The organism is Mycobacterium gordonae, assembly GCF_002101675.1.
Lineage (GTDB): Bacteria > Actinomycetota > Actinomycetes > Mycobacteriales > Mycobacteriaceae > Mycobacterium > Mycobacterium gordonae.
Window position 1 is genome coordinate 43,312 of record NZ_LQOY01000227.1, and the last position, 15,778, is coordinate 59,089.

Sequence of the window (15,778 nt, forward strand, 5' to 3'; positions counted from 1 at the left end):
CCCGCTATCTGTCATCTAAATCACTATCGTCCGGAAACGGCGCCGGAACCCCCTCTGACCGGCGGCGGAAGCTGTGGGACCGGAATGTTGGCGGCGCTGGAAGTCTGCGTCGGGTAGTTGAGCTGGCCCACCGTCGCCGCCACCCGCAGGACGTACGCATCGCGTGGTTGGGTGGGATCACGCCCGGTGAAGTCGGTGATCCGCTTGAGTCGGTAGCGCACGGTGTTTGGATGAACGAACAACTTCCTGGCACAAGCCTCAATAGCGCCGCCGGAATCTAAGAAAGCGTCCAGGGTCTCGACGAGGGTCGGACCGGCGTCGGCAAGCGGCCGCATCACGTCGGTGTGCAGCGCCACGATCGCCGACGCATCGCCCATCAGCGCGCGTTCGGGCAGCAGCTCCCGCGCCAGCACCGGCCGCGGGGCTCCGCGCCAGCCGGCGACCGCGTTCATTCCCGAAATCGCCTCGCTGGCGCTGTGATAGGCCGCGGTGAGCATTGGCGCCGTCGGCCCGATCACTACCGGCTTGTCGGCGAAGGCGACCAGTATGTCCTTGAGGAACTTGTCGGTGAGCGACAGCTGACCCGAGACGATCGCCACCAGCCAGGTGCCGTGCACGTCGGTCAGGGCGGCCCGGCCGTGTCGGGTGGCGATGTCGCGCAGATCCTGGCTGGCGCGCTCGCTGCCGTTGTCGCCGTTGGGGCGCCCCGGCGCCGGCGTGCCGACGATGACGGTGGCCGGTGCGGTGGTGTCCCAGTTCAGCGCGGCCGCCCGGGAGAGCAGCTCGGGGCCGGTGTCACCGCGGACGACGGCGTCGACGACGCTGGCCTCCATCCGGCTGTCCCACGCGCCGCGGGCTTCTGCGGCGTCGGCGTACGCGGTGGCCGCGGTGAAGGCCAGATCGCGGCTGTATTTCAGGATCCCCACCGTCAGCGCCGTCAACTGTTCCTCGTTGCGGGCCAGCAGCGGCACCACTTCCTCGAAGAACTCCATGGTGACCCGCACCATGTCCACGGTGTGGCGCAGCGCGATGCGCCGGGTCAGGTCCTGGGGCACCAGTTCAAAGGCCTGTGCGGTGTAGCTGACGTCGCTGTGGGGGTCTTGCATCCACTCGACGAAGTTGACCACGGCCGTCTGCACCACCAGGGCCACGCTGGCGCGCTGAGAGGCTTCCAGGTCCCCGAAGAAAGGCAGCCGCTCTTGCATGGCCGAGACCGCTTCGGTGGCCAGCCGCCCCGAGTACTGCTTGAGCCGACGCAGCAGGGAGTCGGGCACGGTGTCCAGCAGCTCCAGCGGCGACCTGGGACGCCCCAGCTGCTGCGCCAAGTTGTTGTCAGCCACCCCTAAAAGCTACGCCCTTTTTCTAGGGGATTCCGCTAAAAGGGCGTGCGCCTCTGCGCCGCCGAGCGTGACGCCACAGTCACGCTCGGCGCCGAACGTGACTGCACAGTCACGCTCGGCGCCAAACGAGAGGCAGCGCTCCTAGGCGACGCCCGGGTCGGAGGTCTGCTCGGGGGCGGCCTGCACGTCGTCAATTTTGTACTGTCGGGCAGCGGTGACGGCCACCGACGGGTCGATCTCACCGTCGCGGGCGAGCGCCTCGAGCACCGCCACCACCGTCGATTCGGCGTCGGTGTTGAAGTAGCGCCGGGCGGCGGGGCGGGTGTCGGAGAACCCGAACCCGTCGGTGCCCAGCGTCACGTAGGTGCCGGGCACCCAGGGCCGGATCTGCTCGGGCACCGCCCGCATCCAGTCGGACACCGCGACCACCGGACCGCGGGTCTGCTCCAGTGCCTTGGTCACGTAGGCCGTGCCCGCCGGCTTGTCCGGGTGGCGCAGCCGCTGCTTCTCGATCTCCACGCCGTCGCGGTTCAGCTCGCCCCAGCTGGTCACCGACCACACGTCGGCGGCCACGTCCCACTCCTCGGCCAGCATCTCGGCCGCCTTCAGCGCTGAGGGCATCGCCACCCCGGAAACCAGGATCTGGGCCGCGCTCGAGCGCTTCTCCTTGGCGGCGCGGTAGCGGTAGATGCCCCGCAGCAGTCCTTCGGGGTCGAAGTTCTCCGGCTCCGGGGGCTGCGGGTAGGGCTCGTTGTACAGAGTGATGTAGAAGTACACGTTCTCCGGGTCCTTGCCGAACATCCTGGCCAGGCCGCTTTCCACGATGTAGGCGATCTCGTAGGCGAACGCCGGGTCGTAGGACACCACCGCCGGATTGGTGGCCGCCAGCAGCAGCGAATGCCCGTCGGCGTGTTGCAGGCCCTCGCCGACCAGCGTCGTGCGTCCCGCGGTGGCGCCCAGCACGAACCCGCGGGCCATCTGGTCGGCCGCGGCCCACAGGCTGTCGCCGGTGCGCTGAAAGCCGAACATCGAATAAAAGATGTAGAGCGGGATCATCGGCTCGTCGTGGGTGGCGTAGGAGGTGCCGACCGCGGTGAACGACCCCACCGAGCCGGCCTCGTTAATGCCCTCGTGCAGGATCTGCCCGACTTCGCTTTCCTTGTACGCCAACATCAGTTCGGCGTCCACAGCGGTGTAGAGCTGGCCGTTGCGGTTGTAGATCTTCAGCGACGGGAACCAGGAGTCCATGCCGAAGGTACGCGCCTCGTCCGGGATGATGGGGACGATGCGGTGGCCGATTTCCTTGTCCCGCAACAGTTCTTTGAAGGTCCGCACCAGCGCCATGGTGGTGGCGACCTCCTGGTTGCCCGATCCCTTCTTCAGCGCCTTGTACACGTCGCGGCTGGGCAGCTTGAGCGCCTTGCTCTTGGTCCGGCGCTCGGGGACGAAGCCGCCCAGTGTGCGGCGCCGGTCCAGCAGGTAGCGGATCTCCGGGGCGTCCGGGCCCGGGTGGTAGTACGGCGGCAGGTAGGGGTCCTCCTCGAGTTGCGCATCGGAGATGGGAATACGCATCGCGTCGCGGAAGTGCTTGAGGTCTTCGGCCGCAAGCTTTTTCATCTGATGGGTGGCGTTGCGGCCCTGGAAGTGGGCGCCCAGCGAGTAGCCCTTGATGGTTTTGGCCAGGATGACCGTCGGCTGGCCCTTGTGCGCGACCGCGGCGTGGTAGGCGGCGTAGACCTTGCGGTAGTCATGACCGCCACGCTTGAGATTCCAGATCTCGGAGTCGCTCATCTTCTCCACCAGCGCCTTGGTCCGCGGGTCGCGGCCGAAGAAGTGGTCGCGCACATAGGCGCCGTCGTTGGCCTTGTAGGTCTGGAAGTCGCCGTCGGGCGTGGTGTTCATGAGGTTCACCAGCGCTCCGTCGCGATCGGCGTGCAACAGGGCATCCCACTCGCGGCCCCACACCACCTTGATGACGTTCCAGCCGGCCCCGCGGAAGAACGACTCCAGCTCCTGGATGATCTTGCCGTTGCCGCGCACCGGGCCGTCGAGGCGCTGCAGGTTGCAGTTGATCACGAACGTCAGGTTGTCCAGCGCTTCGTTGGCCGCCACCTGGATCAATCCGCGGCTTTCCGGCTCGTCCATCTCGCCGTCGCCCAAAAACGCCCACACGTGCTGATTGGTCGTGTCCTTGATGCCGCGGTCGTGCAGGTAATGGTTGAAGCGGGCCTGGTAGATGGCGTTCATCGGGCCCAGCCCCATCGACACCGTGGGGAATTCCCAGAAGTCGCGCATCAGGCGCGGGTGCGGGTAGGACGGCAGCCCGCCGCCGGCATGGCTGTGTTCCTGCCGGAAGCCGTCGAGGCGGTCGCTGCTCAGCCGGCCCTCGAGGAAGGCGCGCGCGTAGATGCCGGGGGAGGCGTGCCCCTGGATGAACACCTGGTCGCCGCCGCCGGGATGGGATTTGCCGCGGAAGAAATGGTTGAAGCCGACCTCGTAGAGGGCCGCCGAGGACGCATACGTCGAGATATGGCCGCCGACGCCGACCCCGGGGCGTTGGGCGCGGTGCACCATGATGGCCGCGTTCCACCTGATCCAGGTGCGGAAGCGCCGTTCGACGTCCTCGTCGCCGGGGAACCACGGTTCCAGCTCGGTGGGGATGGTGTTGACGTAGTCGGTCGACGTCAGGGCGGGGATGGCGACCCGCTGCTCGCTGGCGCGTTCGAGCATTCGCAGCATGAGATAGCGCGCCCGCGCGGGGCCCGAGCGCGCCAGCAGGTCGTCGAACGACTCCAGCCACTCCGCGGTTTCCTCCGGATCGATGTCGGGCAGGTACGACGCGACGCCTTCGCGGATCACCCGAACGCGATCGGGTTCGCTTGTGCTGCTTGGGGTTTTGGCCAGATCGTTGCGGGCGAACTCGGTGGTCAACTTCCGCTCCTGTAGTCGGCATGGGTGATGCTCGAGTGATCGTCCCTCTATCGTGCCGCACCGGCGTCCCCGGCGGGTACCCGTGTGCCCGTCTCGGGTGCCACACCGAAGTCGGTGCTAATGGGGCAGATGGGATCGCGACCCGGTAACGTCAGACCCCGTGCTCATCGGATGGCGCGCCGTCCCTCGCAGGCGCGTGGGGGCCTTCCCCAGGCGAGGCGCTCTGGCTCTCGGGTCCATCGCTGTGGTGGCTATCGGCATCGTCGGCTGTACGAAGGTCACCGAAGGGACCGCAGCACCCGACACCAACGTCGCCCCCGCGTACCGATCCTCGGTGTCGGCGTCGGTGTCGGCGTCGTCGGTGACGTCCAGCGTGCGGGAATCTCAGCGCATCGCGTCGGTCACCACCAGGGCGATCCGCACGTCGTGCGACACCCTGGCGACCACCAGTAAGGAAGCGATCGACAAGGTCAACGCCTTCGTCGCGGCCTTCAACGGCGGCAAGAACACCGGGCCCGCCGAAGGTCCGGCCATCGACGCGCTCAACGCCAGCGCCTCGGCGGTGGAGAACAGCTACAGCGACGCCCTGCCGGGCCAGATGCGCGATGCGATGAACACCTACAACGACGCCGCCCGGCAGGTGGCCAACGCGATCGGCACGCACGCGTCCACCGGTGAGTTCAACCGGCGGGTCGACCGGCTCAACGACGCCAAGACCAAGGCGTTGAAAATGTGCGTGGGTTAGCCGTATGAAGCTAGTAGTGCCTGTGCGACGATTACGCTTGTCGCTCTCGGTTGTCTAAGGAGGTTTCACGGTGGTCGCGGCGGATCACGCTCGCAAACTGGGCATCCAACGGGACCAGGTCGTCCAGGAGTGGGGCTGGGACGAAGACACCGACGACGACATCCGCGCTGATGTCGAGGATGCCTGTGGCGGCGAATTGCTCGATGAGGACACCGACGAGGTCGTCGACGTCGTCCTGCTGTGGTACCGCGACGGTGACGGGGACCTGGTGGACCTGTTGATGGACGCGATCAGTCCGCTGGCCGAGGACGGCGTGATCTGGGTGCTGACCCCCAAGACGGGCCGGCCCGGTCACGTGTTGCCAGCCGACATCGCCGAAGCGGCCCCCACGGCGGGGCTGATGCCGACGTCGTCGGTCAACCTGGGCAACTGGGCGGCCAGCCGGTTGGTTCAGCCGAAGTCGCGGGCCGGGAAGCGCTGATGCTCGACGTCGGAGCCACCGCCCCCGACTTCACGCTGCGCGACCAGAATCAGCAGCCCGTCACGCTGAGCGGCTACCGCGGGGCCAAGAATGTGCTGCTGGTGTTCTTCCCGCTGGCCTTTACCGGCATCTGCCAGGGCGAGCTGGACCAGGTGCGGGACAACCTGCCGGAGTTCGAGAACGACGACAGCGCGGTGCTGGCCATCTCGGTGGGGCCGCCGCCGACCCACAAGATCTGGGCGGTGCAGAGCGGATTCCTGTTCCCCGTGCTGTCGGACTTTTGGCCACACGGGGAAGTCAGCCAGGCGTACGGGGTGTTCAACGACGCGGCGGGCATCTCCAACCGCGGCACCTTCGTGGTCGACAAGTCGGGGATCATCCGGTTCGCCGAGATGAAGCAGCCCGGCGAGGCGCGTGATCGTGCGCTGTGGACCCAGGCGCTGGGTGCATTGCGCGGCTAGTTTTGAGTGGTTGGGGCTTCGGCGTGTAGCCTGCGCCGGGGCATAAGGGCGCGTAGCTCAGTGGTAGAGCTCTGGTTTTACACACCAGCGGTCGGCGGTTCGATACCGTCCGCGCCCACTCTGGCCGAGCAGACGTTAAGGCGCCCATTTCGTGCCGAAATGAGGCGCCTTAACGTCTGCTCGCGCAGCTCAGCGGTCAGTGCGGCGTTTCGTCGAGTCCGGGGACACGATCAGACGCGTTTCGACCTCAGTGCGACAGCCGTTAGCTGTTCTTCTGCCGTGACCTATGCGATTGAGATCAGGCCCTAGCTGGCCCACGACACCGTCCGGAGCTGCCTACGCGAAGTAATCCCCAGCTTGACGAACACCTTCCTGAGGTGCCATTCGACGGTGTGCGTGCTGATGAACAACTGCGCGCCGATCTCCTGATTCGTCAGCCCCTCCGCGCCTAGTCGTGCGATCTGTGCTTCCTGCGCCGTCAGCTCATCTCCGGAGCGGACCGGTTGCTTGCGCACTTTCTCACCGACGGCGACAAGTTCCCGGCGAGTCCGCTCCGCGAAGGCGTTCGCGCCCATTCGGGTAAACATCGAATGGGCCTCCGTGAGGTGTCGACGTGCATCGAGTCGCCGGTTCACCCGGCGCAGCCATTCCCCGTAGCGCAGATGCGTGCGAGCCAACTGTACGACGATGCTGGTGCGCTCCAAGCGTTCGATGGCTTCGGTGAAGAGCTCCTCGGCGATCTGATCGTCGGCTATCAGGGCCCGTGCACTGGCTAGAACACCTAGACCCCAGTCGGTTTCGCTAGCGCCGGCGCGGGCTGCGAGCAAACTTATGGCCGCTGCGGCCGCCTCTTGTTCGCCAGTGTGTGCCGCAGCTTCGATCAGTTCGATCAAGCACCATCCGTAGAAGCCGAGATCTTCGTATTCACACGCCTGGCGACCGGCGGCGAATGCCTCTTCGTATCGGCCGAGCCCGTTGTAGAGCAGAACCGCGGCATACCCAGCCAAGCCGAGCAGTCGGCCTTCGCCTCTCGCGGTTCCCTCGGCGGAGGCTGCCTCGATCAAACCAACCGCATCTGGTATCCCTCGCCAGGCAGCCAGTAGCAATGCGTCGTATTTGAACGGCGTGTAGCCGGTTGATGCGGTGATCGAGGCCGCCTCGTCGATAAGTGTTGCTGCCGCGGCGAATTCGCCCGCTAATACGTGGGCCCTCGCCCGGTATGCGAGCGCCCGTGGGAGGATAGCCAGTGCACCGGCCTGACGAGCTTGCCCGACGATGTCGGTAGCCAATTGACGGTAGATCGCATCGTCCCACAGTTCGGCCGCGAAGGACTCCTGCACGACTGGGAAGGCCAACGACGTCCAGTGCAGCGCCTGGCTATCGTTTTGCTCCGTTTGGGTGCTGATGAGCTCCATTGCTGTACGCAGCACGGCGCCGCCGCCGTTGACGCCGCTCATGATTCGGTTGGTCACGCCGCTCAACAGCAGGTCCATCGGTGAATGCAGCTTCGATGCCCGGTCAACTGCAGCGCGCGCGGTCTCGGCGGCCTTCGCCAGCGCGTCGAGTCCACCGAGTCGCCCGGCATACATGGCTGCGGCGAGCGCCTCGAGATAGGTCTCCCGGGCTAGCTCGTCGTCGAAGGTTTCCAAGCTTTGGGCGGCGTTGAGCAGTTGCGCTGAGGGCTCGGCAAGTCGGGGCGCACCAGCACCACCTCCGCGGCTGCGGGCAAAGTCCATCTGGGCACGCAATCGAGCCACTTGGGCGCGCTGAAGGTCGGAGAGCGGGCTTAGTTCGGCGATCGCAAGGAGGTCGTATGCGGCCTCGGCGGCCGCCGCATCGCCTTTGGCCTGTGCAGCAGCGATGGCCCTGGAACCGCGCCGGCCCGGATCCGATGTCAGCGCGGTTGCGCGCTCCAAGAATGCCGCCGCCGCGGCTATGCCGCCCCTGCGCTGCGCACGGGCCGCTGAGGTTTCCAGTTCAGTGGCCACCGCATCATCGGGTCCCGCCGCGCCGTTCGCGGCGTGCCATGCCCGACGGTCGGGGTCGGATTGCGGATCCGTCGCGTCGGCCAATGCGCGATGTATAGCCCTACGGTTAGACAAATCCGCTGCGCGGTAAGCGGCTGAGCGCATCAACGGGTGGTGAAAGCGCATGCGCGGACCGAATTCGATCAAACCGTCGGTTTCTGCCGGCGCTAACGCGTCGACCGGGATGCCCAAATTGGCTGCCGCACGCAAGAACAACGCTGCGTCGCCGACTGGCTCGGCTGCCGCGACCAGCAGCAACCGTTGAGTGTCGGCCGGAAGAGACTTGGTGCGATGCACAAAGCTTTCCTCCAGCTGTCCCGCGGAGCGGTGCGCAGCCAGATTCCCGAAGCCGCCGGCAAGCTCTGCCGCAGAAAGGTTTCGCGGCATCTCGAGCAATGCCAACGGAATGCCCCGCGTCTCTGCGACGATGCGGTCTCGCACCCGCTCGTCGATCCGCGCAGGCATGACCCAGTCCAGCAGATCCCGAGCCTCGCGGTCAGACAAGCCGCTGAGCGCGAGTTCCGGCAGACCGGCCAACGGTGATGCGCCGCCATCGCGGACGGCAAAGACCAACGCCACAGGCTCGGCTAAGAGACGCCGCGCGACGAAGGCGAGTGTCTGCACCGACACCTGGTCGAGCCACTGCGCATCATCGATGATGCAAAGCAGGGGTTGGTCGTTGGCGGCGGCGGCCATCAGGCTCAGTACTGCCAATCCGACCAGGAAACGGTCGGGCGCCGCTCCGACACCGCGGCCAAAGGCTACGTTCAGCGCCTCGCGCTGCGGTTGGGGCAGTTCATCGAATCGATCCATCAGCGGCGCGCATAGCTGCTGCAGGCCGGCGAATGCGAGCTCCATGTCCGACTCCACACCTGCCACCTGGACACAGCGGAAGCCGGATGCGACCTCTGACACGTACCTCAGCAAGGCGGTTTTGCCGACCCCCGCTTCGCCGCGAAGAACCAAGACTTGATGGCTTCCTGATTGGACCGTCGCGATCATGCCGCGCAGCGTCCCGCACTCGGCATCGCGGCCGCGCAGACGTTGTTCCCGACCCTGGCTCGACATAGTCACCGTTGCGTCTGGTCCCAGTGGCCCACCCCGGTTTGCTGTTGGCGAATGGCAGCTGGTCCGAACCTGATGCTAGCGAGCGCTCCGGCTGCGGTCGAGTGGTGCAGCCGGCAACCGTCGATGCAGCGCTAACCGTGGATGAACGTGACGGTCTCGTCGAGGGGCGCGCGTCCCGTACGCGCGTAACCAAGTGTTGGGTCTTCGTACCCGATCGACATGCCACAAAAGAGGATGCGCCCATCGGGGGGTGACACGACCTCGGCAACGGATTTGCGAGTTTGCGACCACGCCATCTGTGGGCAGCTGTGCAAGCCCTCGGCGCGCAGCAGCAGCATCACGGTTTGCAGGTACATACCGAGGTCTGCCCATTGGGGAAGGCCCATATCGCGATCGATGTAGCAGAACAGGGCGGCGGGTGCGCCGAAACAGTCCCAGTTCGCGATCGCGGCGCGCTGACGAGCCTCCAAGTCCTCGCGTGCAATGCCGAGCGCGCCGTAGCGCTGCTTGGCAAAGGCGGCCCGGCGCTCACGGTAGGGCGACTTCAAATCCGTTGGGTACATTTCGAATTCGCGCTCGTCCCAGGGGTCACCCGCCCCTACGCGATGCACTGCAAGCACTTTGAGCTGCACCAGCGGAGCACCGGTCAGAATGTATATGTGCCACGGTTGCAGGTTAGATCCCGACGGTGACCAAGCCGCGGCGGAAAGCACACGCTCCAGCACCTCTCTTGGGACGGGCTGATCGGTGAATCCGCGCACTGCTCGTCGGCTGGTGACCGCTTCGTAAACGTCCATTGTCGACATGGCTTTGGCTATCCTTTCGCGGCCGTTTCGAGAATCCAGTCCTCCAAACGGGTTTCGTACAGATTCGCGCCGTCAGCGGGAACGAGTGTGCGCTCTTGGATTTCGGCGTGCCAATAGCGCGCGGCGGGATCGGCGATAACTTCGCGGGCATCTCCGTGGGCGGTCAATACCGTGCGAATGAGATCGGGCATGCGATACGCCTGGGGCCCGCCCACTTCGCTAGTCCCGTTCATCGGGTCACTGACCGCTGCGCTGGCAACCGCTTCGGCGACGTCGGCCGCGGCCATTGGCTGAATAAGGGCCGACGGCAGCCGCACCGTGTTCCCCTCGGTCGCGGAGTCGGCAATGACGTTGAGAAACTCATAGAACTGCGTTGCGTGCACGATCGAGTAAGGAATCGGCCCCGCAGTGATGAGATCTTCCTGCGCCTGCTTCGCCTGGAAGTAACCGCTGTGCGGCGCAAGACATTCAGTGCCCACCACGGACAGCGCAACATGATGCTTAACACCGGCTTTGGCCTCGGCTGCCAGCAAGTTCGTTGTCGCTTCCTTGAAGAATTTCATCGCAGCGGTGCCCTCGAACGACGGCGAGTTCGACACGTCGGCGACCACCGATGCGCCGGCCAGCGCATCGGACAAGCCCTCGGCGGTCACGGCGTTAACACCGGTCGATGGAGCGGCAGCGACGGCATCATGACCGCGGTCAGCCAGCGCCTGCACGACTTTTGACCCAATCAGGCCGGTTCCTCCAATGACGACGATCCTCATGGTGAGCCTTCCGTGATGGTGCGCATGTTTTGGGCAGTTGTTGACGTGAGGTCAGTACTCCCAGACAGCCGGTACGCACCGAAAGACGTTGCCGGCGGCTGCCACCCGGCAGACGGACGGGAATGGCAGGTGGGTGGCCACCAGAGACTCGCCGGTCGCCGCTATCTCCTGCAAGAGACGGATCCGAACGCGCGCCGCCTCCTCGGGGTCGTGTTCGAAGCCGTTCTGCCACTCTGGTTGGTCAAACCCGACCTGGAACACGGCGTCACCGGCGAAAGTCAGTCGGTCGCCGCCGGACGCGAGACGGACCACGCTGTGCCCGGGGGTGTGCCCGCCGGTGCGGCAGACGATGACTCCCGGCGCCACCTCGTACTCGGTCTCGAACGGCTGCAGGTGGCTGCGGTACTCGTTCAAGAACCGCGAGGCCGCCGATCGAAGTGCATCCGGTATCCCCGGCGGCATGGCGGTGCGGGAGAAATCGGGAGCCGCCCAGAACTCGGCCTCGGCGGTCGCGAGGTGGACTCGCAGGTTCGGCCGTAGCCGTGCCTTTAGTCCGTCTGCGAGCAGCCCTCCGATGTGGTCCATGTGCAAGTGGGTTAGCACCACGTCAGTCACGGATGCGGGATCGACACCCGCGGCCTCCAGTCGGTGAACCGTTTGTCCGGCTCGCGGGAAGTCCGGGAACTCCACTCCCAGCCCAGCGTCGACGAGTATGGTCCGGTCGCCGCTACGTACCACGACCACGTTCAGTGGCCACTCGAGCAGGTCCGGCGGCAAAAACATGTCGTCCAGCCAGCTCGACAGGTCGGTTGCGTCGGCGTTGGTGGCCATAGTCGCGGCGGGTATCGGGAGAACCCCGTCGCTGATTACCAACACCTCGATGTCGCCGACCTGCACCGCGTAGCGCGACGGGACTAACTCGTCGAGCTCCGGCCGGCAAAGATGCGAAATGTTTTCCAAGCTCATGATCTTCTCCTTTGGACCGTTGCTGGATGGTTCCCGGTCCAGATCAGCCTCGCGGCCCGGACTGCGAGCCGAACCCTTGAAAGTCCGTAGTCCGTAGTCCGTGATCCGTGGCCGAACCCGGCGAAAGATTCGAGCCGTGGCCGATGGTCAGCACTCGCAGATCGCTCTAGCCGATGTGCGCAGCGCAGCGGCTCAGTTCACGGCGCCGCGGGTCACCAGCGGGCCGGGTGCGGCGCGGTGCCGGGACAACAGGCGCGCTGCCTGACCCGGCGCACCGAGCTGAAGCATTGCGGCCAAAGCCGTTTCGAGGACCACTTCCTGCTGCACACGGCTGCCGCCGATCGAGGGAAGTCCGGGGAGCGATTCGAGGAGATAGTCGAGCGCGGCGCGCGGCTCACCTGCTGTCAACGCGATGAGGCCTTCACCGATCAGGCGCAATGTCGTCGCCTGTTCGTCCGTCGCGCCGGGCACACTGATCGCGCGGATCGCGGCCGGATCGTTCGCCGCCGCCAAGAGAAGCAGCGCGTGAAAGGCGATGAACGGTGTTTTCGGCGCATAGGCAAGCGAGCCGACCTCTGCGAGTATCGGCATCGGATCCGGTGGGGTCACCCAATCCGGGTGCATGCGCGCCCGCCACGCGAGCGAACCGGCATCAACCAGACAGCGCACGTCTCGGGAGTGGGGCGGCGCGAGCGTCGTTGCGTACCGCCGCGCCGCCCCAGCGGCATTGCCCATGGCGAGTTCGTGCAGCGCGGCGTGCCACTGGAAGTGCGGGAGGTAACGCTGCGTGCTGCCGGGGCCGCTGATCCATTCCGTCAGCCATTTCAGCCCGGCCCCGTGCGCGTCGGTCTCGTAGTGCACGTGGGACAGCGCGTGCGCGGCGTTGCCGTTGCCTGGATCGAGGTCGAGCGCGGCATCGGCGAGATCGGCTGCGTCATACCAGAGGCCCTGTTCGATGCGCCCGAACGCGCGTAATCCCAGATACCAGGGCGCCTCGCCATGCACACCGGTGAACCGCTCGACGTACTGCCACGCGTCCGGCAAAGCATCGCCGGCACCTGCGAACGCAATTGACGGGGCGAGCACCAGCAACGCGACCGCGTCATCCGGTACGCGGTCGAGATGGTCGATGAGCGCTTCGGTGCCTGCGGCGTTCCCCTTCTCGCACCACGTCGCGATCGCTTCGACGTGGCTGCGGTCCTCGTCGCTGCCATGGGCAAGCGCGGCCCTCGCTCGTGCCAGATGGCCGTTGACTGCGTCGGGACCGCCTGCCCGGTCGGGACGTTCCGTTGCGATCATCGCCAGCGCGACATGCGCCCGCGGGTGGTTGGGATTTTCCGCGATCGCGGCGGCGAAAGCTACCGATGCACCGTCCTGGACGGCCAGCAATCGACGCACACCCTCGGCGTAAGAAGCATCGGCACCGGTGAGTTTCGGGCTGGTGGTGATGAGACGGGGGGCTCTGACTGGACGGTCGCTGGTGTCGTCGGCGAGCAGTTGCGCTAGGCCAGCGGCTTGGGCACGAATCTCGGGGATCGCGGTGGTTTCCCACTCCTCACCCTGGCGGATCGATCCGATGCAGACGATGCCCTGGACGGTGGCGCCCGCCTCGTCGATGAGGCGGCCGTCGGCATCGAGGCGAACGCCGATGCCGCAGGGGTGCATCGACGCGACACCCGAAGCCAATAGGTTCGCCCACAGCGGGGAGCGCTGCAGCGACCGCCGATCCCACGCAGTCCCGGTTGCGGCAACCACCGCGTCACCCCGTCGACGAACCGATCCGCCGCTGGTCGTGACGACCAGTTCGACGCCGCTTCCGCGCAGCGACACGTCAGCCACTTCGCCCGCCTCGATGATCAGTTGGCCACTGCCGATCGCGGTATCGATCGCAGCGGCGGTCGTCGGCGGCATGCGGTGGCGCAGGACCTCCCACTGCCGCAAATCCTCGCGCAGAAAACGGCGCTGGTCCTCCCACCCCAGCGAGCGCCACAGCCGAGCTGTGCGCGGCCGCACGGCGTCGATCACTTGTCGCCAGTTCAAGCCGGCTTCGCGAGCGAGGGTGAGATCCGCACCGAGCGCGGCACGGACCCGCTCCAGCGTGTTCGCGTCACCAAGCGCATCGAGGTTAGGTACGTCTGCCGGCGCCCCCGTATCGCGGAATCGATGGGGGAGCACTCCGTGGCGCGACAACATGGTGACCGTGGCGCCGCGCGCGATCAGATGCAGCGCTACGTCGATGCCTGTGAGTCCAGAACCGATCACCAAGACGCTCTCGGGCCGGCTCGAACCAAGAGCCGCGAGCGCGCCGGGCGCCCAGGGATCCACCACAACGTTGCCGTCAGCGCCTGCGGCCAAAACCGGAGCGAAGGCGCGCTCCAACGACTCGGGCAGTCCACCTGCGGGGCGCCCAGACGCGAGCACTACTGCATGCGCCGATAACGAGCGTCCGTCGCTCAACTTCACCTGGGTTGACGCACCGGGCACCAGCCCCACGACCTCGGCAGTCTCGATCCGCACATCGGCGCCGGCCAGTTGCTCCCGCAGGTAGCGGCCGTACGCGAGACGCGGTGCAAAGCTCTCGGCCGGCGTGACAGCCCGTTCGTCCAGCCAACGGCAGAAGTGGTCGGGATCGTCCGGCCAGGCCGACATTCGTTGCGCGGGAACGTTCAACAGGTGGGTCGGATCGTTGGTGCCATACGCCGCGCCGGTGCCGGGACGCCCGGACGCATCGATCAGCGTGATCTGCGCTTCCGGTTTGCGCGGGCGCAGATGTACTGCGGCGAGCACCCCCGCAGCGCCGCCACCCACGATCGCGACGCGGGTCATAGCGGAAGGTTAACCCTTGCGGGCGGGTTGGGGAACCTGATGGCGAAAACGCCGAGCAGACGCGGAGGCGCCCATTTCGTGCCGAAATTGGGTGATTTTGCGGCTGCTCGCGGGTTAGCGGGCGTCGAACGTCAACGGAAGTGTGATCGGGCCGGAGATACCGGTCATCGGCTTCCACGGCGCCGGCCCGGTGCAGCGGACATTGGACATCCGCGCGGTGATCACCCGCAGCGCTTCGGCCATCTCCAGGCGGGCCAGGTGCGCGCCGAGGCAATAGTGCATGCCCCCGCCGAATGTCAGCATCGCCGGCGCATTCTGTCGGGTGATGTCGAGGCGGTCCGGCGCGTCGTAGACGTCCGGATCCCGGTTGGCCGCAGCGGTGTTCGCGATGACCAGCGAACCCGCCGGAAAACGAACCCCGGCGAGCTCGATATCGACACGGGCCGTGCGCATTGCGCCCAGGGCGATCGGCGAGTGCCGCATCAGCTCTTCGACGGCCTGCGGCGCCAGTTCCGGGTGCGCGGCGAGCAACTCCCACTGGTCGGGGTGCTCGGCCAACGTCTGCACGGCCGCGGCCAGCTGGTTGCGGGTGGTGTCGGTGCCGGCGTTGAGCAGGATCACGACGAGATTGACCAGCTCTTCGTGGCTCAGCCGGTCGCCGTCGTCTTCGACCCGGATCAGCTCGGAGATCAGGTCATCGGTCAGCGAGTGTCGACGCACGGCGATCAGCTCCTCGACATAACTCTCCAGAGCCGCCCACGCCCGCAGGATCGCCGATTCGTGCTCGGCGACACTGCACCCGAACGCCTTGCTGATGTCGGCGGCCCACTGCGAGAACAGATGCCGGTCCTCCCGGGGAGCCCCGAGCAGGGCGCAAATGATCGGAACGGGGTAGGGATCGGCGATGTCGGCGACGAAGTCACACCGGCCGGTGTCGGCGTGCCGGTCGACGAGCTCGGTGATGACGTCGACGCACGCCTCCCGCATTCGCTCGGCCGCGCGCGGAGTGAACGATCGTGCGACGAGTCGGCGCAGCCGCTGATGCTGGGCGCCGTCGACACTGACCAGCAGCTTGGTGACCCGGTCCCAGATCGGGCCGGCCGTGATGCCCTGCACGACAAGGGAAATCCCCTGCGGAACGACGAACCGGGAGTCTCGGAGCACGGTGCGCACCAGGTCGTACGCGAGTACCTCGGGTCCGTAGGGGCCGAGGGCGATCGGCCCGCTGCGCAGTGCCTCGGCCTGCAGTGCACGGAGTTCGTCGCGGCCGGTGTCGACGGTGTAGGCGAGGGTGGGCAGTGCGATGTCGATGGTCATGATCCGACTATTCGTTTTCGGCCGCGCGTGATCATCGGGCGAA

Annotated in this window: 11 protein-coding genes and 1 tRNA gene; 4 read left to right on the forward strand and 8 right to left on the reverse strand. The window is 66.5% G+C overall.

The features are described from left to right. Positions 1–23: 23 nt before the first annotated feature. Together AWC08_RS28795 and aceE are read right to left on the reverse strand one after the other, a co-directional pair. Positions 24–1,340 (reverse strand): PucR family transcriptional regulator, encoded by a 1,317-nt coding sequence (locus AWC08_RS28795; RefSeq protein WP_069434206.1) that lies wholly within the window; start codon positions 1,338–1,340, stop codon positions 24–26. A gap of 141 nt (positions 1,341–1,481) precedes the next feature. Next, on the reverse strand, positions 1,482–4,271 hold the full coding sequence (gene aceE / locus AWC08_RS28800) for a pyruvate dehydrogenase (acetyl-transferring), homodimeric type (RefSeq protein WP_065136004.1): 2,790 nt from the start codon (positions 4,269–4,271) through the stop codon (positions 1,482–1,484). Positions 4,272–4,431: 160 nt separating this feature from the next. On the opposite strand from aceE, the gene AWC08_RS28805 reads away from it, so the two are divergent. The 4 genes from AWC08_RS28805 (at position 4,432) to AWC08_RS28820 (ending at position 6,076) form a co-directional block, all read left to right on the forward strand. After that, positions 4,432–5,016, forward strand: coding sequence for a hypothetical protein (locus tag AWC08_RS28805; RefSeq protein WP_082986586.1), 585 nt, complete (start codon positions 4,432–4,434; stop codon positions 5,014–5,016). A gap of 70 nt (positions 5,017–5,086) precedes the next feature. After that, positions 5,087–5,497, forward strand: coding sequence for a DUF3052 domain-containing protein (locus AWC08_RS28810; RefSeq protein WP_065136006.1), 411 nt, complete (start codon positions 5,087–5,089; stop codon positions 5,495–5,497). Next, on the forward strand, positions 5,497–5,958 hold the full coding sequence (locus AWC08_RS28815) for a peroxiredoxin (RefSeq protein WP_065136007.1): 462 nt from the start codon (positions 5,497–5,499) through the stop codon (positions 5,956–5,958). Before AWC08_RS28810 ends, AWC08_RS28815 begins: the two co-directional genes overlap by 1 nt. A 46-nt stretch (positions 5,959–6,004) precedes the next feature. Beyond that, a tRNA-Val gene (locus AWC08_RS28820) sits at positions 6,005–6,076 on the forward strand. 187 nt (positions 6,077–6,263) lie between these two features. On the opposite strand, the gene AWC08_RS28825 is transcribed toward AWC08_RS28820, so the two are convergent. The 6 genes from AWC08_RS28825 to AWC08_RS28850 form a co-directional block, all read right to left on the reverse strand. After that, entirely contained in the window at positions 6,264–9,053 is a 2,790-nt protein-coding gene (locus tag AWC08_RS28825; protein WP_069434207.1) for a helix-turn-helix transcriptional regulator, read from the reverse strand. A gap of 131 nt (positions 9,054–9,184) precedes the next feature. Next, the gene (locus tag AWC08_RS28830) at positions 9,185–9,850 is read right to left on the reverse strand and encodes a nitroreductase (protein WP_065136009.1); all 666 of its coding nucleotides are present in this window, start codon (positions 9,848–9,850) and stop codon (positions 9,185–9,187) included. Between the two features lie 17 nt (positions 9,851–9,867). Next, positions 9,868–10,626, reverse strand: a complete 759-nt coding sequence (locus AWC08_RS28835) for an SDR family oxidoreductase (RefSeq protein WP_065136010.1) — start codon at positions 10,624–10,626, stop codon at positions 9,868–9,870. Between the two features lie 51 nt (positions 10,627–10,677). Further along, positions 10,678–11,592, reverse strand: a complete 915-nt coding sequence (locus tag AWC08_RS28840) for an MBL fold metallo-hydrolase (protein WP_065136011.1) — start codon at positions 11,590–11,592, stop codon at positions 10,678–10,680. Between the two features lie 192 nt (positions 11,593–11,784). Beyond that, positions 11,785–14,418, reverse strand: a complete 2,634-nt coding sequence (locus AWC08_RS28845) for an FAD/NAD(P)-binding protein (RefSeq protein ID WP_065136012.1) — start codon at positions 14,416–14,418, stop codon at positions 11,785–11,787. A 114-nt stretch (positions 14,419–14,532) separates the two neighbouring features. After that, positions 14,533–15,735, reverse strand: coding sequence for a cytochrome P450 (locus AWC08_RS28850; protein ID WP_083271097.1), 1,203 nt, complete (start codon positions 15,733–15,735; stop codon positions 14,533–14,535). Positions 15,736–15,778: the final 43 nt, after the last annotated feature.

What these genes read in the sequence shown, in the direction of transcription:
- AWC08_RS28815 (WP_065136007.1), top strand. Translation starts at nt 5,497, where the DNA reads ATGCTCGACGTCGGAGCCACCGCCCCCGACTTCACGCTGCGCGACCAG.
- AWC08_RS28825 (WP_069434207.1), bottom strand. Translation starts at nt 9,053, where the DNA reads ATGTCGAGCCAGGGTCGGGAACAACGTCTGCGCGGCCGCGATGCCGAG.
- AWC08_RS28830 (WP_065136009.1), bottom strand. Translation starts at nt 9,850, where the DNA reads ATGGACGTTTACGAAGCGGTCACCAGCCGACGAGCAGTGCGCGGATTC.
- AWC08_RS28835 (WP_065136010.1), bottom strand. Translation starts at nt 10,626, where the DNA reads ATGAGGATCGTCGTCATTGGAGGAACCGGCCTGATTGGGTCAAAAGTC.
- AWC08_RS28840 (WP_065136011.1), bottom strand. Translation starts at nt 11,592, where the DNA reads ATGAGCTTGGAAAACATTTCGCATCTTTGCCGGCCGGAGCTCGACGAG.
- AWC08_RS28845 (WP_065136012.1), bottom strand. Translation starts at nt 14,418, where the DNA reads ATGACCCGCGTCGCGATCGTGGGTGGCGGCGCTGCGGGGGTGCTCGCC.
- AWC08_RS28850 (WP_083271097.1), bottom strand. Translation starts at nt 15,735, where the DNA reads ATGACCATCGACATCGCACTGCCCACCCTCGCCTACACCGTCGACACC.